General features: G+C 68.4%; 22 protein-coding genes, 1 tRNA gene and 1 pseudogene. 16 read left to right on the top strand and 8 right to left on the bottom strand.

Annotated elements, in window-relative coordinates; all coding sequences use genetic code 11:
• The first annotated feature begins 37 nt into the window (after window positions 1-37).
• From RIN18_RS13145 to RIN18_RS13100, 10 genes are all read left to right on the top strand, one after another.
• The gene (locus tag RIN18_RS13145) at window positions 38-994 is read left to right on the top strand and encodes an ABC transporter permease (RefSeq protein WP_309104430.1); all 957 of its coding nucleotides are present in this window, start codon (window positions 38-40) and stop codon (window positions 992-994) included.
• Window position 995: 1 nt separating this feature from the next.
• A complete protein-coding gene (locus RIN18_RS13140) occupies window positions 996-3,050 on the top strand; it encodes a dipeptide/oligopeptide/nickel ABC transporter permease/ATP-binding protein (protein WP_309104429.1) in 2,055 nt (684 codons plus the stop codon).
• Entirely contained in the window at window positions 3,047-3,847 is an 801-nt protein-coding gene (locus RIN18_RS13135) for a dipeptide/oligopeptide/nickel ABC transporter ATP-binding protein (protein ID WP_309104428.1), read from the top strand. Before RIN18_RS13140 ends, RIN18_RS13135 begins: the two co-directional genes overlap by 4 nt.
• A gap of 16 nt (window positions 3,848-3,863) precedes the next feature.
• Entirely contained in the window at window positions 3,864-4,811 is a 948-nt protein-coding gene (locus RIN18_RS13130) for a dihydrodipicolinate synthase family protein (RefSeq protein WP_309104427.1), read from the top strand.
• Window positions 4,811-5,746, top strand: a complete 936-nt coding sequence (locus RIN18_RS13125) for an ROK family protein (RefSeq protein ID WP_309104426.1) — start codon at window positions 4,811-4,813, stop codon at window positions 5,744-5,746. Before RIN18_RS13130 ends, RIN18_RS13125 begins: the two co-directional genes overlap by 1 nt.
• Window positions 5,743-6,441 carry an N-acetylmannosamine-6-phosphate 2-epimerase gene (locus RIN18_RS13120; protein WP_309104425.1) on the top strand — a complete coding sequence of 233 codons (699 nt, stop codon included), beginning with the start codon at window positions 5,743-5,745 and terminating at the stop codon, window positions 6,439-6,441. The genes RIN18_RS13125 and RIN18_RS13120 overlap by 4 nt, the downstream gene beginning before the upstream one ends.
• A 70-nt stretch (window positions 6,442-6,511) precedes the next feature.
• Window positions 6,512-7,288 carry a glucosamine-6-phosphate deaminase gene (nagB, locus tag RIN18_RS13115; RefSeq protein WP_309104424.1) on the top strand — a complete coding sequence of 259 codons (777 nt, stop codon included), beginning with the start codon at window positions 6,512-6,514 and terminating at the stop codon, window positions 7,286-7,288.
• A complete protein-coding gene (locus tag RIN18_RS13110) occupies window positions 7,285-8,229 on the top strand; it encodes a DUF4862 family protein (protein ID WP_309104423.1) in 945 nt (314 codons plus the stop codon). The genes nagB and RIN18_RS13110 overlap by 4 nt, the downstream gene beginning before the upstream one ends.
• 133 nt (window positions 8,230-8,362) lie before the next feature.
• On the top strand, window positions 8,363-9,223 hold the full coding sequence (locus RIN18_RS13105) for an alpha/beta fold hydrolase (protein ID WP_309104422.1): 861 nt from the start codon (window positions 8,363-8,365) through the stop codon (window positions 9,221-9,223).
• Between the two features lie 18 nt (window positions 9,224-9,241).
• Complete coding sequence (locus RIN18_RS13100) at window positions 9,242-9,670, top strand: SUMF1/EgtB/PvdO family nonheme iron enzyme (protein WP_309104421.1); 429 nt, start codon at window positions 9,242-9,244, stop codon at window positions 9,668-9,670.
• 145 nt (window positions 9,671-9,815) lie between these two features.
• On the opposite strand, the gene RIN18_RS13095 is transcribed toward RIN18_RS13100, so the two are convergent.
• Window positions 9,816-9,889: transfer RNA gene (locus RIN18_RS13095), tRNA-Gly, on the bottom strand.
• A 148-nt stretch (window positions 9,890-10,037) separates the two neighbouring features.
• On the opposite strand from RIN18_RS13095, the gene RIN18_RS13090 reads away from it, so the two are divergent.
• Genes RIN18_RS13090 through RIN18_RS13080 form a run of 3 tightly spaced genes read left to right on the top strand, consistent with a single transcriptional unit; the run spans window position 10,038 to window position 11,796 of the window.
• Entirely contained in the window at window positions 10,038-10,715 is a 678-nt protein-coding gene (locus RIN18_RS13090) for a GAP family protein (RefSeq protein WP_309104420.1), read from the top strand.
• 9 nt (window positions 10,716-10,724) lie between these two features.
• Entirely contained in the window at window positions 10,725-11,330 is a 606-nt protein-coding gene (gene dcd / locus RIN18_RS13085) for a dCTP deaminase (RefSeq protein WP_309104419.1), read from the top strand.
• Window position 11,331: 1 nt separating this feature from the next.
• A complete protein-coding gene (locus RIN18_RS13080) occupies window positions 11,332-11,796 on the top strand; it encodes a hypothetical protein (protein WP_309104418.1) in 465 nt (154 codons plus the stop codon).
• A gap of 18 nt (window positions 11,797-11,814) precedes the next feature.
• Here RIN18_RS13080 and RIN18_RS13075 read toward each other — a convergent pair whose 3' ends face one another.
• The 3 genes from RIN18_RS13075 to RIN18_RS13065 form a co-directional block, all read right to left on the bottom strand.
• Window positions 11,815-13,218, bottom strand: coding sequence for an MFS transporter (locus RIN18_RS13075; RefSeq protein ID WP_309104417.1), 1,404 nt, complete (start codon window positions 13,216-13,218; stop codon window positions 11,815-11,817).
• Between the two features lie 157 nt (window positions 13,219-13,375).
• A complete protein-coding gene (locus RIN18_RS13070) occupies window positions 13,376-14,257 on the bottom strand; it encodes an RIO1 family regulatory kinase/ATPase (RefSeq protein WP_309104416.1) in 882 nt (293 codons plus the stop codon).
• Between the two features lie 180 nt (window positions 14,258-14,437).
• Window positions 14,438-15,529, bottom strand: a complete 1,092-nt coding sequence (locus RIN18_RS13065; RefSeq protein WP_309104415.1) for a hypothetical protein — start codon at window positions 15,527-15,529, stop codon at window positions 14,438-14,440.
• A gap of 162 nt (window positions 15,530-15,691) precedes the next feature.
• Here RIN18_RS13065 and RIN18_RS13060 point away from each other — a divergent pair, with 162 nt between their 5' ends.
• The gene (locus RIN18_RS13060) at window positions 15,692-16,882 is read left to right on the top strand and encodes an MFS transporter (RefSeq protein WP_309104414.1); all 1,191 of its coding nucleotides are present in this window, start codon (window positions 15,692-15,694) and stop codon (window positions 16,880-16,882) included.
• Window positions 16,883-16,947: 65 nt separating this feature from the next.
• Here the strand turns inward: RIN18_RS13060 and RIN18_RS13055 are convergent, their stop codons facing one another.
• Window positions 16,948-17,865 (bottom strand): AraC family transcriptional regulator, encoded by a 918-nt coding sequence (locus tag RIN18_RS13055; RefSeq protein ID WP_309104413.1) that lies wholly within the window; start codon window positions 17,863-17,865, stop codon window positions 16,948-16,950.
• A gap of 84 nt (window positions 17,866-17,949) precedes the next feature.
• Between RIN18_RS13055 and RIN18_RS13050 the strand changes: the two genes are divergently transcribed.
• Together RIN18_RS13050 and RIN18_RS13045 are read left to right on the top strand one after the other, a co-directional pair.
• Window positions 17,950-18,324 carry a hypothetical protein gene (locus RIN18_RS13050; protein ID WP_309104412.1) on the top strand — a complete coding sequence of 125 codons (375 nt, stop codon included), beginning with the start codon at window positions 17,950-17,952 and terminating at the stop codon, window positions 18,322-18,324.
• 89 nt (window positions 18,325-18,413) lie between these two features.
• On the top strand, window positions 18,414-18,875 hold the full coding sequence (locus tag RIN18_RS13045; RefSeq protein ID WP_309104411.1) for a DUF3817 domain-containing protein: 462 nt from the start codon (window positions 18,414-18,416) through the stop codon (window positions 18,873-18,875).
• Between the two features lie 128 nt (window positions 18,876-19,003).
• Here the strand turns inward: RIN18_RS13045 and RIN18_RS13040 are convergent, their stop codons facing one another.
• The 3 genes and pseudogenes from RIN18_RS13040 to RIN18_RS13030 all read right to left on the bottom strand — a co-directional run.
• Window positions 19,004-19,933, bottom strand: coding sequence for an NAD(P)/FAD-dependent oxidoreductase (locus RIN18_RS13040; protein ID WP_309104410.1), 930 nt, complete (start codon window positions 19,931-19,933; stop codon window positions 19,004-19,006).
• Window positions 19,926-20,255, bottom strand: a complete 330-nt coding sequence (fdxA, locus tag RIN18_RS13035; protein WP_309104409.1) for a ferredoxin — start codon at window positions 20,253-20,255, stop codon at window positions 19,926-19,928. The genes RIN18_RS13040 and fdxA overlap by 8 nt, the downstream gene beginning before the upstream one ends.
• A pseudogene (locus tag RIN18_RS13030) lies at window positions 20,252-20,691 on the bottom strand (pyridine nucleotide-disulfide oxidoreductase); the annotation flags it as partial. The pseudogene RIN18_RS13030 and the gene fdxA, both read right to left, overlap by 4 nt.

Raw genomic sequence — 20,691 nt, 5'->3', positions numbered from 1 at the left:
CCCGCCTCACCCTGATCTGAACCGGAAGGAGCGGCACGTGTCCAACACGCTCCGCCTCATCGGCCGACGGCTCCTGCAGCTGCCACTGATGATCCTCGGCATCACGTTCCTCGTGTTCTTCGTGATGTCGTTCTCGCCCGTGGATCCCGCGCGCACCGCGCTCGGTGAGACGGCATCCCCCGAGGCCCTCGAGGCCTACCGTGAGGACCACGGACTCAACCTTCCGCTGTTCGTGCGCTACGTGAACTTCCTTCTCGGAATGGTGCAGGGCGACCTCGGCACGTACTCCGCGCGCAGCCTGCCGGTGATCGACGAGGTCGTCCGCGCCTTCCCGGTGACCCTGGCGCTGACCTTCCTCGGTCTGATGATCGCCGTCGTCGTCGCCTTCGTCATCGGCGTCCTCGCCGCGGTGTACCGCGATCGCTGGCCCGATCAGCTCATCCGCATCTTCGGTGTCGCGTCGCTGTCGACGCCGTCGTTCTGGCTGGCCATCCTGCTCATCCAGCTCTTCACCCTCACCTGGAACGTGCTTCCGGCATCCGGTCCCCTCCCCGATCCCTCGACGGATCTCAGCGGATGGTTCGCCCGCATGACATTGCCGGCCCTCGCCCTCGCCGTCCCCGTGATCGGTCAGTTGTCGCGGGTCGTCCGCACCTCGATGGTCGAAGAGCTCGACCGTGACTATGTCCGCACGGCCCTCGGCGCCGGCATCCCCCGGGTGATCGTGGTCGGGCGGAACGTACTGCGCAACGCCCTCATCACCCCCGTCACCGTGCTGGGTCTGCGGATCGGCTACCTCATGGGCGGGGCCGTCGTGATCGAAATCATCTTCGCCATCCCCGGCATGGGAACGCTGATTCTGAACGGCGTGACCAACAACGAACCCAACCTCGTGCAGGGTGTGACGCTGGCCGTATCGCTCGCGTTCGTCGTGATCAACATCATCGTCGACCTTTTGTACGTGCTCATCAATCCTCGAATCCGGGCGGTGTGACATGCGACGCAAACTCACGGAACGTCTTTCGACCCCGGGCCTTCGCTGGGGGCGACTGTCTCTGGGATCGATGATCTGCATCACGGTGCTCGCGATCATCGCGTTCTCCGCGATCGCGGCCCCGCTCATCACCCCGTTCGATCCGCTCGCCTCCGGAGTCCCGGTGCAGCCGCCGAGCGCCGAGCACTGGTTCGGCACCGACCGCCAGGGTCGCGACATTTTCTCCCGCCTCGTCTACGGCGGCCGTTACTCCCTGGTGATCGGACTCGGCGCGACGCTCGTCGCCCTCGCCACCGCCTGTGTGCTCGGCACGATCGCCGCCACCGCCCCGAGGTGGATCTCCGAGACGCTGATGCGGGTCATGGACGTCATCATGTCCTTCCCCGGCATCGCGCTCGCCGCGGTGTTCGTGGCAGTGTTCGGCAAGTCCCTGCCGGTGCTGGTGCTCACCATCGCCTTCCTGTACGTGCCGCAGCTCACCCGGATCGTCCGTGCGAACATCCTCGACCAGTACGGCGAGGACTACGTCTCGGCGGTGCGGGTGATGGGCGCAGGCACTCCGCGCATCATCGTCCGTCACGTGGCACGCAACGCGATGGCGCCGGTGCTGGTGTTCGCGACGGTGCTCGTCGCAGACGCCATCGTTTTCGAGGCATCGCTGTCGTTCCTGCAGGCCGGGGTCCCCGACCCCGAGCCGTCCTGGGGCAACGTCATCGCGGCCGGCCGCAACCTGTTGATGAGCGGCGCATGGTGGGCGACCTTCTTCCCCGGCATCCTCATCATGATCACCGTGCTGTGCCTGAACATCCTGTCGGAGGGGATGACCGACGCGATGGTCTCGCCGAGAGCGCGCAAGATCACCGCCGATGCCGCGAACACCGAGGAGTCCACCCACGAGCTCGAGGAGGCGGCGGCCGGACCCGACGGCACCGCCGCGATCACGACCGTCGACACGGCCGTTAACCTCTCGGTGCCCAGCGGCATACCGGACACGCTCGTCTCGCGGGCTCCGACCATTCCGCTGGCCGAGCGACTGGCGCAGCTGCGCAAGCGGGAACTCGCCCGCACCGATCGGCTGGTCTACACGGGCGGCGATGCACCGCTGCTCGAGGTGCAGGATCTGTGCATCTCGTTCCCGCGTCACGGCGACGTCGACGTGGTCGATCACGTCAACTTCACGGCGCGCCCGGGCGAGACCATGGCCCTGGTCGGCGAATCCGGCTGCGGCAAGTCGATCACCTCGCTCGCGATCATGGGTCTGCTCGACCCGAAGGCGAACATCCGCGGCAGGATCCTCTTCGACGGCAAGGACCTCCTGCAGATGTCGGCGACGGAGCGCAATGCGCTGCGCGGGCACGACATCGCGATGATCTACCAGGACGCGCTGAGCTCGCTGAACCCGGCGATGCTCATCCGCTCGCAGATGAAGCAGCTCACCTCGCGCGGCGGCACCCGCACCGCCGAGGACCTGCTGGAACTGGTGGGGCTCGATCCGAAGCGCACGCTGTCGTCGTACCCGCACGAACTCTCGGGCGGACAGCGGCAGCGCGTCCTCATCGCGATGGCACTGACGCGGGATCCGCGCCTGGTCATCGCCGACGAGCCGACGACGGCTCTGGATGTGACGGTGCAGGCCCAGGTCGTCGAGCTGCTCATGCGACTGCAGAAGGAACTCGGGTTCGCGCTCGTGTTCGTGTCGCACGACCTCGCTCTGGTCGCCGAGCTCACGCATCGGATCACGGTCATGTACGCCGGTCAGGTCGTGGAGCAGGGAACGACCCGCGAGGTGCTCACCCAGCCGATGCACGAGTACACGCAGGGACTCCTCGGGGCCGTGCTGTCGATCGAAGCCGGCTCCGACCGGCTGCACCAGGTGTCGGGCGTCGTCCCGTCGCCGCGCGACTTCGCGCCCGGTGACAGATTCGCCCCGCGCTCGTCCGATCCCGCTCGCTTCGCAGGGGCCACCCCGGTGCGCCGTCACATCGAGGGCACCGAGCACTACTACTCCGCGCATCCGGATGATGCGCCCGTCCAGGCGATCGGAGCAGGGCGATGAGCGAACCCGTCATCGAGCTGAAGGATGTGCACGTCCGCTACAAGACGCGCGGCGCAGCGCTCTTCCGGCCGCAGCACGTCGACGCGCTCGCCGGCGTGTCGCTCACCGTGCGGCGCGGCCAGACGCTCGGCATCGTCGGTGAGTCGGGCTCGGGCAAGTCGACATCGGCCAAGGTGCTGATCGGCCTGGAGAAGCCGACGAGCGGACAGGTGATCTTCGGCGGCGAGCCGGTGCGCTCGTTCACGCCGGCGGTGCGCAAACGCCTCGGACGCATCCTCTCGGTCGTCTTCCAGGACCCCGCGACCGCGCTGAACGCCAGGATGACGGTGCGCGATGCGCTTCTCGACCCGCTGCAGGTGCACCGCATGGGCAGTGCAGCGTCGCGCGATCGCAAGGTGCGCGATCTGGTCGGACTCGTCGGGCTGCCGGCATCCGCTCTCGAAGCCCTGCCCAGCCAGCTCTCCGGCGGTCAGCGGCAGCGTGTCGCGATCGCCAGGGCTCTCGTGCTCGATCCCCAGGTCATCGTCGCCGACGAGCCCACCTCGGCGCTCGACGTCTCGGTCCGCGCGCAGATCCTCAACCTGCTGACGGATCTGAAGGAACAGCTCGGCCTCGGCATGGTCTTCATCTCGCACGACATTCAGACCGTCCGCTACCTCTCCGACGAGATCGCCGTGATGAACAAGGGCAAGGTCGTCGAGTTCGGCGATGCCGCCCGCGTCTTCGAGGCGCCCTCCGACGACCACACCAGAACCCTGCTCGGCGCCGCCCCCTCCCTCCTCGAACCGACCCACTGAAACGACCGGAACACACATGTCTGCTGCCTCCTCCGTCCCCACCTTCTCGGGCGTCATCCCGCCCGTCGTCACTCCGTTGCTCGCGGACGGCTCGATCGACCACGCCTCGCTCGAGCGTCTCGTCGAGCGCCTGCTCTCCGAGGGCGTGTCCGGGCTCTTCGCCCTCGGCTCCTCTGGAGAGACGGCGTACTTCACCGACGATCAGCGCGTCGAGCTGCTGCGCACCATCGTCTCGGCGAACGCCGGACGCGTGCCGATCATCGCCGGCGCGATCGAGCTCACCGCACCGCGCATCGTCGCGACCGCGCGCCGCCTCATCGACGTTGGCGCGCAGGCGATCGTCACCACGGCACCGCTGTACACGCTGAATTCCGCCGTCGAGGTGGCCGACCACTTCCGCACCATCGCCGCGGCGATCGGCGCACCGCTGTGGGCATACGACGTCCCGGTGCGCGTGCACTCCAAGCTCGGCATCGAGATGCTCGTCCAGCTCGGCACGGAGGGCGTGATCCACGGGGTCAAGGACTCCTCGGGCGACGACGTCTCGTTCCGTCGGCTGATCGCCGCCAATGCCGCGGCCGGCCACCCGCTGCAGCTGCTCACCGGCCACGAGGTGGTCGTCGACGCGATGGCGCTCGCCGGTGCGGACGGCGTCGTACCGGGCCTGGCGAACGTCGAGGCCGCCGGGTACGTGCGACTGTGGGATGCCGCACAGAAGGGCGACTGGGAGACCGCACGCACCGAGCAGGAGCGCATCAACCGTCTGTTCGACATCGTGTTCCAGCCGAAGGGGCTCTCCGGCGACGCGACCGGCGTCGGAGCGTTCAAGGCCGCGATGCAGGCCAGGGGGATCATCGATCACGCGACAATGGCCCGCACGGTGCAGACGCTCGACCCCGACGCCGTCGGCCGGATCCATGGCATCCTCGCCGACCTGGACCTGCTCTCCGTCGCCGTCGGCTGATGGGCGAGGTTGTCCTCGCCGTCGACATCGGCGGCACGAAGACGGCCGCGGCGCTCGCCGACCGCACCGGCGCGCTGCTGCGCGTCGAGGTGGCGGCGACGCCGGCAGCTGAGGGGCGCGCGGCCGTGGTGGCGACCGTGGTCGCACTGGCCGTTCGTCTGCTGGCCGACACCGGTCAGCGCCTCGCCGGTGTCGGGATCGGTACAGCGGGGGTCGTCGATTCCGGCGCCGGCACCATCGTGTCGGCCACCGACACCTTCGCGGACTGGCCGGGCACGGATGTGGCCGGGCTGATCCGTGCCGGTCTCGGCGATCTGCTGCGGCCAGGAGCGCTCATCGTCGTCCAGAACGACGTCGATGCGCATGCCGCGGGGGAGTACCGGCACGGAGCCGCCGCCGGTGCTGCGAGCGCGCTCGTCGTCGCGGTCGGCACCGGGGTCGGCGGCGGGCTCATCCTCGACGGGCGCGCGGTGCGCGGCGCGCATCACGTCGCCGGCGAGATCGCGCACATACCGACCCCGGGGGCCGACCATCTGCGTTGCCCGTGCGGTCGTGTCGGTCACCTCGAAGCCATCGGCTCCGGCATCGGGATGCACCGGCATTTCATCGTGCTCGGCGGCGATCCCGCGATCGCGGACGCGCGCGGCATCGCCGCCGCCGCGAGCGCGGGCGACAGGACCGCACGCCGCGCGCTCGAGGAGTCAGCCGCGGCCGTCGGCCGCGCGCTCGCAGCGGCCGCGACACTCGTCGACCCCGAACGCATCGTCATCACCGGCGGGGTGCCGAACATCGGAGACGCCTGGTGGCGTCCGATGCTCGACGCCTTCCACGCCGAGGCGATCGACGCGCTGCAGAACACCCCGATCCTGCCGGGAGTCCTCGGCGACGATGCGCCGCTGCGAGGAGCCGCGGCATCCGCCTGGAGGAACCCATGAGATTCGATAACACCCTCGAGCTGCTGCGGAACGGCCTGATCGTCTCGTGCCAGGCCTACCCCGGCGAAGCCATGCGGGATTCCCGGACGATGGCGCAGGTCGCGCAGGCAGCGCTCGCGGGCGGTGCCGCCGCGATCCGCGTGCAGGGCCTTGCCGACATCCGAGGCGTGGCCGAGCTTCCCGTACCGATAGTGGGACTGTGGAAAGACGGGAGCGACGAGGTTTTCATCACCCCCACGCTCGAACACGCCAAAGCCGTGATCAATGCCGGAGCCGACGTCGTCGCCATTGACGGCACGCGCCGTCCCCGCCCGGACGGGCGCACACTCGCAGAGACCGTGACCGGTATCCGCGCCTACTCCGACGTGCTCATCATGGCCGACTGCGGCTCGCTCGACGATGCGATCTCCGCCGAAGCTGCGGGCGTCGACATTCTCGGTACGACACTGTCGGGGTACACCGGGGAGCGACCGAAGACTCTCGGCCCCGATCTCGAGCTGATCGGCCTCATCGCCGCGCGCTGTAATCTCCCGATCGTGGCCGAGGGTCGCATCCACACACCGGCGGATTCCGCGGCAGCCATTGCGGCCGGGGCGTTCTCGGTCTGCGTCGGCACCGCCATCACTCACCCGGCGACCATCACCTCGTGGTTCGCAGCAGCGGTGGAGGGCGAGCGAGGCGAGCGGCTCCGATGATCAGCATCCGTCCCATCAGAGCCGCAGCCTTGCCTCCGGCCCGCCACGCACCCGACCCCGAGGAGTCCTGATGGAAGTCCTCATCGTTCCCGAGCACAAGATCGGCGAACTCGTCGCCGATGACGTATCGGGGCTGATCGCCGAACGCCCTGACGCCGTACTCGGTCTTGCCACCGGATCCAGCCCGCTGCGCATCTACGACGCGCTTGCTCGCCGAGTGTCCGAAGGCGTCTTGTCACTACAACAGACCAAAGGGTTCACGCTCGACGAGTACGTCGGCCTCGCCGAGGGCCATCCGTGCCGCTACAGCACCGTGATACAGAGCGAGCTGGTCCGGCGAGTCGACATGCCTTCCCACTCGGTGCGCGGACCGGACGGAGGGGCGTCGAACCTCCACGATGAATGCCGTAACTTCGAGAACGCGATCGCGGATGCCGGAGGCGTCGATCTCCAGATCCTGGGTATCGGATCTGATGGACACATCGCGTTCAACGAGCCCGGATCGTCACTCGCTTCCCGAACCCGAGTGAAGACGCTGACCGAGCAGACCCGGCGAGACAATGCGCGATTTTTCGGCGGCGACATCGATGCCGTTCCAAGGCATTGCCTCACGCAAGGACTGGGCACGATCAGCGAGGCTCGCCACATCGTGCTGGTGGCCACCGGACACGAGAAGTCGGAAGCTGTGGCGCAACTGGTCGAAGGCGCGGTCAGCGCGCGATGGCCGGCGACTGTGCTCCAGCACCACCCGCGGGTCACCGTGTACGTCGACGAGGCGGCCGCATCCCGGTTGATACTCGCCGATTACTACCGATACACGCACGCACACAGGCGTCTGGTCGGATGAGCGAGCATCGGACCCCGATCGTCATCAGCTCATACGCAGCGTCGCCCGCGCACTCGGAATGGGACCCCGGGCTGGAGGCGGAATTGCTGCAGGGCCTGTGCGCGCTTCCCGACGTCGTCGGGCTGGAAGTGCCGTGGGTAGGCGACATCCATCCGCATGACCCTGAGTGGTTCCATGCGCATGTTCCAGCCGGCGCACTGCTCACCCTCACCCCCCTGCCATGGGTGATGCGTCGGTGCGCAGAGGTCGACGGGTACGGGATTGCGTCGCTCGACCGTGATGGGCGACGGATCGCCCTCAACGACGTCATGGCGGTTGCCGAGGCGACCAGAGAGTTCTGTGCAGAAAGCACAGCCCCGATCGCCTCGGTCATGCTCCACTCCGCACCGCGCGGAACGGGAGATTCGAAGGCCCTGGCAGCGTCGCTCGAGGAGATCGCGTCGTGGGACTGGGCGGGAGCGCAGCTTCTCCTCGAGCACTGCGACGCTCCCGTGTCCGGGCGTCCGTTCGAGAAGGGCTTCCTGTCTCTGGACAGCGAGATCGCCGCGATCCAGTCGAGTCACAGCGCCGTGCGCCTGTGGCTGAACTGGGGTCGGTCGGTCATCGAGACTCGAGATCCGGATGGGGTGACGCGCCAGATCCAAGCGGCGCACGACTCGGGTCTTCTGCATGGGCTGGCATTCTCGGGCACTGCGGCGGCGGATGGCCCGTACGGAGACGCATGGGAGGATCGTCACCTGCCGCTCGCCTCGGCTGACCCCACGGCCGGATCTCTTCTCGATGACGCACATCTCAGCGATGCGCTCCGTGCAGCCGGGAACGTCAGAGCGCTCGGCTTGAAGGTCAGCCGACGACCGCAGGATCGAAGCGCGCAGGACGTCATTCGCACCGTCGGGGACAACCTGACCGTGCTCCGCACGATCGCCGCTGAGGTCGCATGATGAGCCTCCAGGACCTCGATCTGGTGGTGTGGACCGACGAGTTCGACACGCGAGCGGTGTGGCGAGACGGGTTCTGAATCGTATGACCGAACCGACCGTACGTGTGGCACAGAGCCTGCGAGATGCTCTTCGGGTGCTCTCCAGGGAGCTCCCCACCGATCTGACCTCCGTCGATGACATCCGAGAGTACCGGCGCGTTGGAGCCGCTCGCGCGACGGACGTGCAGGAGGTCTGCCATCGCTGGGGAGTCGCTCAGCGCGAGTTCGCCGTGGACGGCACGAGGGTCACCTCGTTCGTCGGCGCGAACGCACGCTTCGCGCGGGCGCGGGTCGTCTTCCTCCACGGCGGCGGACTCATCGCGGGCAGCCGTTTCGACGGGGTCGACGTCGTGGTTCGTCACGCGGCCGAGCTGGGCCTCGAGGTCTGGACGGTCGAGTACCCGCTCGCTCCCGAGGCGAGTTTCGACAGGATGATCGCGATCGCGGTCGCCTCGGTCGAAGCCGCGACGGCGGATGGCACGCCGGTCCTGCTCGCGGGTCAAAGCGCCGGAGGCGCGGTCGCCGCAGCAGCCAGCCTCGCGTGCCGAGACAGAGGTCTGGCGTTTCACGGTCTGATGCTCATCTGTCCGATGCTGTCCCGACGACCGAATGCCGCCAAGCGTCAGTTCGTCGACGACCCGTCATGGAGCGCGCGCAGTAACGACACCGCGTGGAGCGCCGCGTTGGAGAGCTCCGACGCGACCCCGCCGGGGGAGCGGGTGAACCTCGGTGGACTGCCTCCGACATACCTCGACTGCGGATCCGCGGAGCTCTTTCGCGATGACGTAGTGGACTTCGCCACTCGCCTTTGGGTTCACGGCATCTCTGCGGAGCTGCACGTGTGGTCGGGCACCTTCCATGGTTCAGACGGCGTCGCCGAGCAAGCGGCTGCGTCCGTAGAGTCTCACAAGACGAGGCGCGAGTGGCTCGGAAGATGGATTCGTGAAGACCTGTGATGTGTCCGGCTCCGACCGATGAGCCGGAGCCGACCACGGCGCCCCGCAGTGGTCAGCGGTAGCGGCAGTTCTGCACAACCTTGGACGACGACGGCGGCGCGGATGGCACCCTCACGGATGCGTCCCAAGGCCGAGGCCTCTCCCGCAGTGGTTTCTGCGCCTTCCTCCCGAAACCTCCTGCTACAGCCGACTCGTTCCGATCATGAGGTTGAGCAGGCGATAGTCCCAGCCGGCACTTTCATAATGGGCGCCTCTACGGGCGACCGTAACGCAGGCGACGGGGAGCGGCCGCAGCACGCGGTGTCGTTGCCGTCGTTCTCGATTGATGCCACGGCCGTCACCAACAAGGACTTCGAACGGTTCGTCGATGTGACAGCTGCCAAGCTTGGCTATCGCGCACGCTACCGAGCCGAATGGCCGGCGGTACCAGGTTCCGGCGTGGTTTGAGACCAACCCCCCGCTGGCCGGGCTGAGATTCCGCCGAATACGTCGTTCTCGGCAACCGCGTCAACGTCGACGCCAAGGTGTACTACGCACCGCTCGATGAAGCGCAGAAACCGCCTGCGGAACCAAACCGCACCGAACCGACAGATGGAGGGGCTGACGGGAATCGAACCCGCGCTGTCTGCTTGGGAAGCAGAAGTTCTGCCATTGAACTACAGCCCCGTACCCGCATCCGAGGAGTGCGGGTGAGGGCAAGCCTACCGGGCCGACGGCCGGTGACCAAAGCGTCCGGCGCGGCGATGGCCGTCGATCGCGCGGGCGCACGCCATGCTGGAGACGGCCCGCGCCAGCGGGAAGGAACGAGGGCGTAGTGGGCACCGTGATCGGCAGCATCCTTCCATTCGCCGTCGGGATCGCGATAAGCCCCGTACCGATCATCGTGGTGATCCTGACCCTGCTCAGTCCGCGTGCGCGGTCGAGCAGCCTGGGCTTCCTCGTCGGCTTCCTCGTCGGAATCCTGGGCGGCTTCGTCGCTCTCACGCTGGTGTCGAGCCTGCTCCCCTCGCACCACCAGCACGGGGCCAACCCGTGGGAAGGCGTGATCAAACTCGCGCTGGGTGCCCTTCTCGTGCTGCTGGCGGTGAGGCAGTGGCGCAAGCGCCCGCAGGGTGACGAGAAGCCCGAGATGCCGAGCTGGATGCAGAAGATCGACTCGTTCGGGTTCATGAACGCGCTCGGCCTCGGCCTCGTGCTCTCGATCGCGAACCCGAAGAACCTCATCCTCACCGCCGGCGCGAGCGTCGACGTGGGTGCGTCGGACCTGAGCATCGAGGCCGTGGTGGTCGCGGTCGCCGTGTTCACCCTCGTCGCCGCGTCCGCCGTGATCGTGCCGGTCGTCGCGTTCCTCGTGGCGGCCGATCGCCTCCGCCCCGGGCTGAACGCGCTGCACACCTGGCTCACCCGCGAGAATCACGTCATCATGGCGGTGATGTTCATCGTGCTCGGGGCGAACTCGATCGGCAAGGGGCTCGGCGCCATCTGGCCCTAGGCTGGTGCCGTGCTTCTCAGTGATCGCGACATCAGGGCAGAACTCGCGTCGGGCCGCGTCGGCCTCGATCCGCACGAGCCGGAGATGATCCAGCCGTCGAGCATCGACGTGCGTCTGGACCGCTACTTCCGCCTGTTCGACAACCACAAGTACCCGTTCATCGATCCCTCCGAGGATCAGCCCGAACTCACCCGGCTCATCGAGGTCGATCCCGACGAGCCCTTCATCCTGCACCCCGGCGAATTCGCGCTCGGCGCCACATTCGAGCAGGTCAGCCTGCCGGATGACGTTGCGGCTCGCCTCGAGGGCAAGTCCTCGCTCGGTCGGCTTGGGCTCATCACGCACTCCACCGCCGGGTTCATCGACCCGGGCTTCACAGGGCACGTGACGCTGGAACTGGCGAACGTCGCGACGCTGCCGATCAAGCTGTGGCCGGGCATGAAGATCGGGCAGCTCTGCTTCTTCCGTCTCACCTCGCCCGCCGAGAACCCATACGGCTCCGGCCCTTACGGCAACCGGTACCAGGGGCAGCGGGGGCCGACGGCATCCCGGTCCTTCCAGAACTTCCATCGAACGGATGTCGGCGTCACCGACATCGGAGCAGTCGGAGGCTGACATGAGCGACAACAGCGCGATCCCGGAGAACCACCAGGAGGATGCTGTTGCTCCTCCGCCCGCGCCCGAGACGCCGATCCCGGACGACCTGATCCCGCCCGAGCCCTCGATCGCCGAGACGACTCCCGAGATCCCGCCTCCGGCGGACATCCCGATCGCGGATGCCGTCATCCCGCCGCCCCCGCCCGAGGCGATGCTGCCGCAGACCCGCAGCTCGCGGCGCACGCCGGCGATCCTCGAAGGAGACCAGCCTGCGGCGGCAGCCGATGACTGGGCCCAGCCGTCGGTCGCTCCGCAGGTGCCGACCTCGGGTGGCTACCGCGGACTCACCGTGGCCATCTTCGTCTTCCTCGTGGCTCTCCTCGTCGCGGCGATCGTGTTCGTCTTCTACCTGGTGAACAACACCACTCTCGACTTTGCGAGCGTGGCCGCGGGAGCGACCGTGATGGCCTCGTTCTCGCCCTGACCGACCCGAGCTCCGGACTCAGCGCACCTGCTGCGCCTTGACCGGCAACAGCAGCAGGAAGCCCGCGAGCAGCACGAGCACGATGCCGAGGATGCCGAACTTCGTCTGGCTCGTGAGCACGATGAGGATGGTCCACGCCCCTGACGCCATCCAGCTCGCCGCCCGGCCGGTCGTCGCGTAGAGGCCGAAGATCTCGCCCTCGCGCCCGGCGGGGGTGATCCTCGCCAGGAACGAGCGGGATGCCGCCTGCGCAGGCCCGACGAATGCGCAGAGGATGAGTCCGCCGATCCAGAACACCACGGTCCCGGCATCCACCAGCAGGAACACCGCGAGTCCGGCGACGACCATCGACCCGAGAGAGAGCAGGATGACGCGCTTCGGGCCGAACCGGTCGTCGAAGCGTCCGGCGATGATCGTCGAGACGCCGGCGATGAGATTTGCGGCGATTCCGAAGATCACGATCTCGAGGAACTCGAAGCGGAACACGGTCGAGGCGATCACGGCGCCGAATGCGAAGACGCCGCCGAGGCCGTCGCGGAAGACAGCGCTCGCCAGCAGGAACCAGAACGTCGGCCGGGTCTCGGTGTTGCGGTAGAGCCCGATGACGTCCTTCACGAGCAGGCGGTACGAGGCGAAGAACCCGACTTGCCGCTCCGGGCGGCCGAGCGAGGGCTCCGGAACGTTGAGGAAGATCGGGATGGAGAACACGATCGCCCAGAGCGCGCAGCCGACCGCAATGAGCCGGAACGGCAGGCCGTCGTCGGCCGAGAGTCCGAACCATTTCATAGCGTAGAACACGACGACGATCACGAGGGCGACGATGCCGCCGAGGTAGCCGAATCCCCAGCCGAGGCCCGAAATGCGACCGACCGTCTTCGGGTTCGCGATGCCGATGAGCATCGCGTTCGAGTTCACCGCGGCGATCTCACCGAACACGGATCCCGCCGAGATGAGGGCGACGCCGAGCCAGAACAGGCTGGGCAAGGGCTCCACGAACCACAGCCCGAGCATGCAGAGGATGAGGGCGCCGGTGCCGATGCCGAGCCACAGCTTCTGCCGTCCTGCGGCATCCGCCCGCTGTCCGAGCACGGGCGCGACGAGCAGGATGGCGAAGGCGGCGATGGTGGATCCGAGCCCGAGACCAGAGGTGAGATCCGAGATCGCAGCCTCGTGGGCTGCGCTGTCGGGGTCGAGGGAGGCGAGCTCCGGCGGAAGGAACACGTCGGTCGTCAGGTAGAGCGCGGTGAAGATGAAGGTGAGGATGACCGTGTTGAAGGGCTGCGTCGCCCAGTCCCACAGCGCCCAGGAGTACACCTGCTTCTTCGGCGCCGGCGTCTCGCCGCGCAGTTCGAGGCCGATCACGGCGATGGTGCCGGGGCGTGCCGGCGCCTGAGGCTTCGGTGTGGTCGCGTCGTCGCTCATGCTCGCAGTCTGGCCGGGCCCGGTGAACACCGGGTGACGGCGCGCCGCGCGCGGTTGCGGCGTCGCAACCGTGCCGCGAGCGGCTGCCGAGCCGAGAACACGCAAACCGCCCTTCCCGACCCTGCGGAAGGGCGGTTCGTGCGTTCTCGCGGCCGCATCAGGTGTACGAGGCCGCGAGCAACTCGGCGAACAGCGCCTCGGCATCGCACTCCACCCGTCGACGAGTGAACCAGTCGCAGACGTTGACGCAATCGCGGTGCAGCAGGTCGAGCCCCTGCGGGTTTGAGATGATGTCGACGATCTGGGGCAGGTCGATGACCCGCACCCGGCCGTCGTGCACGAGAAGGTTGTAGGGCGACAGGTCGCCGTGTGTGAACCCTGCGGCCGCGAACACGCGCATGATCTCGACGACCTGAGCGTAGAACTCGGTGAGTTCGGCACGGTCGCTCCGGATCTGGGCGAGCCGGGGTGCGGCCGTGCCGTCCGGGTCGCCGATGAACTCCATCAGCACCTCGGTGCCGCTGACCTGCACCGGGTACGGCACGGGAGCGTCGAGCTGCCACATGCGGCTCAGCGCCTGGAACTCGGCGAACGCCCACGCGCCGGCTGCGATGTCGCGCCCGAACCCCGACTTCTTCGCCAGCGCCCTCGCATCGCGGGTGTTCTGTACGCCGCGCCCCTCGGTGTATACCGAGGATCGATGGAAGGTGCGGTGCTCGGTGCTGCGAAAGCGTTTCGCCGCGAGCAGCGTGCGCTGGGCTGCGTCGTCGGGCACGGCGCGCTCGAGCAGGAACACGTCGGCCTCCTTGCCGGTCTTGAGGACGCCGCGTTCGGTGTCGAGCGCTCCGGCCGACGTGACGACCCACGCGGGCCGCGGCTCCGGTCCGCGCTGGGACGGGGTGGTCGCCGGCCAGGTCGACCAGCGCTGGCCGTCGCCGGGTTCGACGTCGGCGAAGGCGAGTTCGACGTCGAACGGCGAGGAGTCGAACGGAGAAGGGTCGAAAGAGGATGCTGCTGAGGAATCGAACAGAGGGTTCACGGTGTGGCTCCAGGAGTGGGCCACACGCGGTTCAGGAGCGGGTGGCCTCGAAGGGAAGGGTGTCGGCGAGGGGCGCGACGAAGACGTCGATCATCGTTCGCTCCTCTCATTCGGCTTCCCGGGTCGTTCCCGGTGCTCCGTCGACAATAAAGCCCGCCAAGCCCGCGTGTCCAGACCCGATCAGTTGTCGAGGTCCGCAGGAGGGGTCAGGCGCACCAGCACGCCGTCACCCTCGCCACCGGTGGCGACGACCCACGACGACCCGGTCCAGACCGCCGAGTTGGCGCCGCACAGGAAGGGAAGCGGATGCCCGGTATCGCCGGCGGTCATCCGCAGGCCTTCTCGGCTGCGAAGGAGGTAGGGGTCGTCGCAGGCCTCCCGGCGCTCGATCGCCGCGCGAGCCTCAGCAGAGCCGCCGACGACGACGCCGTGAACGCTTCCGGGCTCGGATTCGCCACCCCACCACAGCGCGACCCCGTCAGGACGGACAGCCACTCGAGGGAAATCCGCTGTCTGAGGGTCGACGCTCCGCTCCGAGCCGTCCGGATTCAGGACGATCCGCGCGGACGGGGTTGCGAGATAGATGAGGCCTGCTTCGTCGACGTCTATGTCGATCGGAGGCAGCCCGGGCGACGCCGCCTCCGCATCGCTCACCGTCAGGGAACGGCTGTACAGCGTACTCCGCTCCCCGTCTGCGAGGTCGATCCGGATCACCTCCCAGTCGAGGTACTCTGGCGGCCGCGGCTGGTAGCGCACCACGAGCGCTGCACCCTCGTGAGCCGCGACATCGGCGAAAGCGAAATCGCCGAAGTCGATGCCATCCGGATCATCTCCGCCGATCGATTCGGCGACCGGAACGTCCCGCGTGGTCATCGTCGCCGTGTCGAGCATCGTCAACAGCGGAGAGTCGTCACCGCGCACGGCGATGAACTCGGTGCCAGAGAGAGCAGTCATCGGAGCCACGTCTGCGAGCGGGTCGTCGTGGTCGACGTTGAAACGCGCCAGGGTTTCGCCGCCCGCACCGACGTGGAGCCATGACCCGGATGAGAAGGCCCAGAATCCGCCCGCACCATCGGCGATCACCCGCGACATGCCGAAGGCGTGGTCGACCCGTTCTCCGATTCCGGAGCCCGGCTGCAGCGGCACACCCGGGTGCTCGTGCAGCCTCGTCTCGAAAGCGATGGGCTCCAGCTTCCAATCCTCCGCGGCGACCTGCGGCGCGCAGCCCGCCAGCAGAAGCACCGCCGCGCCGAGCGGCAGCAATTTCGCCATCCGCCGCCTCACCCGGTCATCCCGCATGCTGACACTCTGGGCGCGCACGATGAGAACACGCTGAAGGCTCGCTGCTCGATTGCGGTCTCACACCGGACGAATGGTCGGGTGCGGTGGACGACCGGTCGGGCGGCGGCATCCGATCACTGCGAATGTGGACCCATGACGATCACCTCACCTGTTCCGACAGCATCTCCCACCGGCGCGGAGAGAATGCGCTACGGCGGGCTCATCGTTCTCATGCTGATGAGCTTCCTGCTCGTGACGGCGGAGTTCCTCCCCAGCGGCATGCTCACCGAGATGGCGGCTGCCCTCGACGTGACACCCGGGCAGGCCGGTCAGACCGTCACCGTCACCGCACTGGTCGGTCTGCTCGTCGCACCGACGGTCGGGCTCATCTTCCCCCGACTGGACCGCCGCTCGCTGCTGGTGTGGATGGCGCTCGCCGCCGCCGCCTCGAACCTCGTCGTCGCGATCTCGCCGAACCTCATCCTCGTGCTGGTCTCGAGGTTCCTGCTCGGAGCCGCCATCAGCGCGTTCTGGTCGATGTCGATCACCGTCGCATCGCGGATCGCCGGACCCGACCGACTCGGTAGGGCGGTCATGTTCACGGCCGCTGGCGCATCGCTCGCGACCGTCGCGGGCGTGCCGCTCGGCGTCATGCTGAGTGAGGTCGCCGACTGGCGCACGGTCTTCGCGGTCGCCGGCGTCCTCACCGGTCTCCTCGCCATCGGCCTGCGCGCGCTGCTGCCGTCGGTTCCCGCAGCGCCCGCGGCCAGCATCCGCCTGCTCGTCGACACCGTGCGCCGCCCCGGCGTCGGCCTCGGCCTCATCGGGCACGTCCTCGTCGTTCTCGGGCACTTCATCGCGTACTCCTACGTACGTCTCGCTCTCGAGCGCATCCCCGAGGTCGACGCCGGGACGATCGTGATGCTGCTCGCCCTCTTCGGGGCCGGCGGACTCGTGGGCAACATCGTGCTTGGCTTCATCATCGACCGCTCATTCGCCTTCTTCGCCATCGCGGTGCCGGTGGTCATCGCCGGGGCGGTCGCCGCGATGATCCTGCTGTCCGGCTCGGTGATCGGCGTGGGCGTCGCAGTCGTGGTCTGGGGCTTCCTGTTCGCCTCGTGGCTCATCGTGGTGAACACGTGGGTGGGGCACCGGATGCCGGATCGTCTCGAGGCCGGCGGCAGTCTCGTCGTCGTCGGGTTCCAGGGCGCGATCGTCATCGCCGCAGGTGTGGGCGGGCTGCTCGTCGACTCGCTGGGCATCGAACTCGTCTACGCCGTCGGAGCCGCGGCTCTGCTGATCGGCGCCGTGCTGTTCGGCATCTCGAACCGCGCCAAGGCCTGAGCCACAGAGCGAAACACGAAGATCCCGGACGGTCGCGGAAGCGCCGTCCGGAATCGATCGTTCTATTACGCGGGAACGGCGGTGCGGTTCGCCATGCGCCAGGCCGACGGCGTCATGCCGGTCCGACGGCGGAAGGCGCGACTGAAACCCTCGTCAGAGGCGTAGCCGAGTTCGCGCGACACCGTCGAGACCGGCTGGCCGGCCTCCAGCATCCGCTTCGCCGCATCGATCCGCACCTCGGTGACATAGTCGGCGGGGGAGCGGCCGAGTGCCGCGCGGAACCGCTCGGCGAAGACCGAGCGCGACATGGCGCCGACGCTCGCGAGACGCTCGACGGTCCAGTCTCGGCCCGGCTCGTCGTGGATCGCCTCGACGACTTTGTCGAGGAACGGATCGTTCGACAGCGACGGCCAGCCCTCGGGCGCGCAGCCGTTCTCGGCCCACGCGCGGATGACGGACAGCAGCACGGTCGTTGCCATCATCCGGCAGATGACCGGATCGCCCTGGCGCACCGGGCACACCTCGGTGCGGGAGTTGCCGAGGTTCTCGGCGAGGGTGGCGGCCGCGGGCTCGAGGGCGTCGAAGCCGGTGACGGTGATGTGCTCCGGCAGTAGGGCGCTCAGCTGGGCGGTCGTGTCTGAGAGCTCGAGATCGACGACCGTCAGGCTCGCGGCGACATCCGCCTGCAGGGCGAAACCTCGTGAACCGAGCGTGAGGAACGCGTCTCCTTCGACGAGGTGCTCGCGGCCGCCGCGCAGGTCGACGTCGAGGCCATGCGAGGCCCGGTCGACGTTGAGCAGGCAGCCGGCGTTCAGCGGCGGGCGGCCGTGCACGCTGCCCTCGGCGACGTATATGAGGGTGACGGCGCCGGGCGCAAGAGGCAGCAGCTCGCCGGCGGCGAGGCTCGTCCGCCTGGCGACGCCGACGCGGAGGTCGACGGACGCGAGCACCTGAGAGAGGGCATCCGGATCGACAGTCACCATGACCGGTGACAACACCGGCGTCGCATCGAGTATTCCGCGGGCGGTGGCCGCAGGCGCGCTGGTGACACCAATACACTCGGCAGCATGGCAACGATCGCGCTCGTCGCATGCGCCGCTCTCATCGTCGCGCTGGGCCTCGCGCACTCGATCCTGGGCGAGAAGTACATCATCCGCTGGCTGCTGCGCCGAGATCTCCCATTACTGGCGAACGACAGACGATTCGCCGGGGGCACCATTCGCTTCGCCTGGCATCTCACGACCGTTCTCTGCTTCGGTCTGGCCGCTGTGCTCGTCGTCGTGGCGGTGGAGGCGCCGCGCTCCGCCGTCGTCCTCGCCATCGGATGCACGCTCGTCGCGAGCGCAGGATTGCCGCTGTGGTTCACCAGAGGGCGGCACCTGTCGTGGGTCGTCATGCTCGTCGCCGCTGCGCTCTGCTTCTGGTTCGCGTCCTGGGTGTAGCCGTCACGGCCGGGCCTGAGCGCCGCGGGGATCAGGCTGGCGCATAAGTCGCCCTCCTACGCTGGTCTCAGACCACCCCGAGGAGTGCCGTGTTCCGTACGCCCGACCGCCTGTTCCGTGTCCTCGCGATCGCGGAGGCGATCACCTGGACGATCCTGATCTCCGCGATCATCGCCAGGGCGGTCGGCGCTCCGGGAGTGGTGGTGACCGTCGGTGGCGGCATCCACGGTTTCGTCTTCCTCGCCTACGCCGCTACCGCCGTCCTCGTCGCACTCAACCAGCGCTGGCGGCTGGGTGTCGGGGCCCTCGCCGTCGTGAGCGCTGTCGTGCCGTACGCGACGGTTCCGACCGAGATCTGGTTGCACCGGTCAGGCAGGCTGACGGGTGTCTGGCGTCTGGACGAGACCGACGACCCGCGGGACCGCCGCTGGTACGACCGGTTGATGCGATGGTTCCTGCGCCGGCCGTGGGTGCTCGCCGTGCTGCTCGTCGTCGGGATCGTGGTGCTCTACGTCATCCTGCTGCTGATCGGCCCGCCCGGCGGCAAGTGAATCGAGCCTCCGCCCGGGCATCGATCGCCCGACGATTCGCAGTACGCAGGACGATCCGCAGTGAGATCGCACGGATACCCACCTCGAATCGTCGTCGTCGCCTCGAATCGTCGCCGGCACTCCGGTACTCAGTGGGCGGTCGCGACGCCGATGGTGTCGTGCACGATCACCGCGGCCACCCGGGCCCCGGCGCCGGCCGCGACGATGAGCTGCTGCGGGCCGGGAGCGGCGACGTCACCGGCGGCGTAGAGTCCGGGCACTGCAGTGCGCCCGGAGCGATCGGTGAGCAGGTGGCCGGCGCCGTCGACATCGGGCGAGAAGCCGTGGAGGAACGACAGGTCTGCCTCCCACTCCGGTCGCACGAACCCGCCGTCGAGGGCGATGGTCCGGTCCTCGCCGAGGCGCACGGCTTCGAGCCTGCCCCGGTCGCCGATCAGTTCGGTGATCGGATGCCGCTCGACGGCGACTCCGACAGCGGTGAGTTCCGCCTCCTCGGCGGTGGTCACGGCATCCGCCCCGTTCGTGAACACGGTGAGGCTCTCGGTCCAGCGGGCGATGAGGCGGGCACGATCGGCGAGGTCCGCTGACTCGCCGATGAGGGCGAGCCGGCGACCGCGCAGTTCCCAGGCGTCGCAGGCCGCGCAGCTGAACAGGCTCATACCGTAGAACCCGCGCAGGTTCGGCACGTCGGGCAGCGTCTCTCGCAGTCCGGTCGCCAGCAGCACCGATCTGGCCGACACCACCTCGGTCGGCTCGCGGCGTCCGATGGCGGCCGTGAATCCGGCCTCTGCGCGGGTGAGCGACGAGACCCGGAACCGGGAGCGCACCTCGACGGTCGGATACGCGGCCAGCTCTTCGCGTGCGAGGCGGCGGAGCTCGTGCGGGGGCACGCCGTCTCGGGTGAGGAAGCCGTGCGAGTTCAGCGTTGCGGCGTTGCGCGGCCGGTCGGCATCAGCGACGAGCACCCGCGCCATCGAGCGCCCGAGGTTCAACGCGGCGGAGAGTCCGGCCGGGCCCCCTCCGATGATGAGCACGTCGTACGGCGGCGGCTCAGCCATGCGCCCCCTCCTGGGGTGGCAGGGCGGCGATGATGGGGTGGTCGAAGGGAAGGACGCCGGTCTTGGCGGCGCCGCCGGGAGAGCCGATCTCGTCGAAGAACTCCACGTTCGCCTTGTAGTAGTCCGACCACTCCTCGGGAAGGTCGTCCTCGTAGTAGATCGCCTCGACCGGACACACCGGCTCACACGCCCCGCAGTCCACGCACTCATCCGGATGGATGTACAGCGAACGCTCTCCCTCGTAGATGCAGTCCACGGGACACTCGTCGATGCAGGCACGATCCTTCACATCGACACACGGCAGAGCGATCACATACGTCATGACACGAGCGCCCCGCTGCGCGACACCGCCACCTGCTCCTCGCGAGGCACCAGCTTGACCCGCTCACGCGCATGCCGGTGGGTCTCACCGAGCCGGCGCTCGTGGGCGTCGAGGGCGAGCCAGCCCTCCCAGGTCGTGTACGCGGTCTCGCGCTCGTCCAGCAGCACGAGCACGTCCTCCGAGACGGTCGGGGCGGACAGGCTTCCGGCCTCGGCGTCCGCCACGAGGTTCGTGATCGTCTCCAGCGCATCCGACTTCGTGTGGCCGATGAGGCCGACGGGCCCGCGCTTGATCCACCCGGTCGCGTAGAGGCCCGGCTCACCGTCGACGCGCCCGCCCGCGTTGGGGACGACCCCGCGTGCCTCGTCGAACGGCGCTCCGGCGACCCGGGTGCCGTAATAGCCGACAGCGCGGTAGACCGCCTGCAGCGGGTACT

Source organism: Microbacterium sp. (assembly GCF_031179285.1).
GTDB lineage: Bacteria > Actinomycetota > Actinomycetes > Actinomycetales > Microbacteriaceae > Microbacterium.
This window is presented reverse-complemented; position numbering and strand designations above follow the sequence as displayed.

Bases quoted from the DNA above. Each gene is read 5' to 3' on its own strand.
- RIN18_RS13140 (WP_309104429.1), top strand. From the start codon at position 996: ATGCGACGCAAACTCACGGAACGTCTTTCGACCCCGGGCCTTCGCTGG.
- RIN18_RS13135 (WP_309104428.1), top strand. From the start codon at position 3,047: ATGAGCGAACCCGTCATCGAGCTGAAGGATGTGCACGTCCGCTACAAG.
- RIN18_RS13130 (WP_309104427.1), top strand. From the start codon at position 3,864: ATGTCTGCTGCCTCCTCCGTCCCCACCTTCTCGGGCGTCATCCCGCCC.
- RIN18_RS13125 (WP_309104426.1), top strand. From the start codon at position 4,811: ATGGGCGAGGTTGTCCTCGCCGTCGACATCGGCGGCACGAAGACGGCC.
- RIN18_RS13120 (WP_309104425.1), top strand. From the start codon at position 5,743: ATGAGATTCGATAACACCCTCGAGCTGCTGCGGAACGGCCTGATCGTC.
- nagB (WP_309104424.1), top strand. From the start codon at position 6,512: ATGGAAGTCCTCATCGTTCCCGAGCACAAGATCGGCGAACTCGTCGCC.
- RIN18_RS13110 (WP_309104423.1), top strand. From the start codon at position 7,285: ATGAGCGAGCATCGGACCCCGATCGTCATCAGCTCATACGCAGCGTCG.
- RIN18_RS13100 (WP_309104421.1), top strand. From the start codon at position 9,242: ATGAGCCGGAGCCGACCACGGCGCCCCGCAGTGGTCAGCGGTAGCGGC.
- RIN18_RS13080 (WP_309104418.1), top strand. From the start codon at position 11,332: ATGAGCGACAACAGCGCGATCCCGGAGAACCACCAGGAGGATGCTGTT.
- RIN18_RS13075 (WP_309104417.1), bottom strand. From the start codon at position 13,218: ATGAGCGACGACGCGACCACACCGAAGCCTCAGGCGCCGGCACGCCCC.
- RIN18_RS13065 (WP_309104415.1), bottom strand. From the start codon at position 15,529: ATGGCGAAATTGCTGCCGCTCGGCGCGGCGGTGCTTCTGCTGGCGGGC.
- RIN18_RS13060 (WP_309104414.1), top strand. From the start codon at position 15,692: ATGACGATCACCTCACCTGTTCCGACAGCATCTCCCACCGGCGCGGAG.
- RIN18_RS13055 (WP_309104413.1), bottom strand. From the start codon at position 17,865: ATGGTGACTGTCGATCCGGATGCCCTCTCTCAGGTGCTCGCGTCCGTC.
- RIN18_RS13050 (WP_309104412.1), top strand. From the start codon at position 17,950: ATGGCAACGATCGCGCTCGTCGCATGCGCCGCTCTCATCGTCGCGCTG.
- RIN18_RS13040 (WP_309104410.1), bottom strand. From the start codon at position 19,933: ATGGCTGAGCCGCCGCCGTACGACGTGCTCATCATCGGAGGGGGCCCG.
- fdxA (WP_309104409.1), bottom strand. From the start codon at position 20,255: ATGACGTATGTGATCGCTCTGCCGTGTGTCGATGTGAAGGATCGTGCC.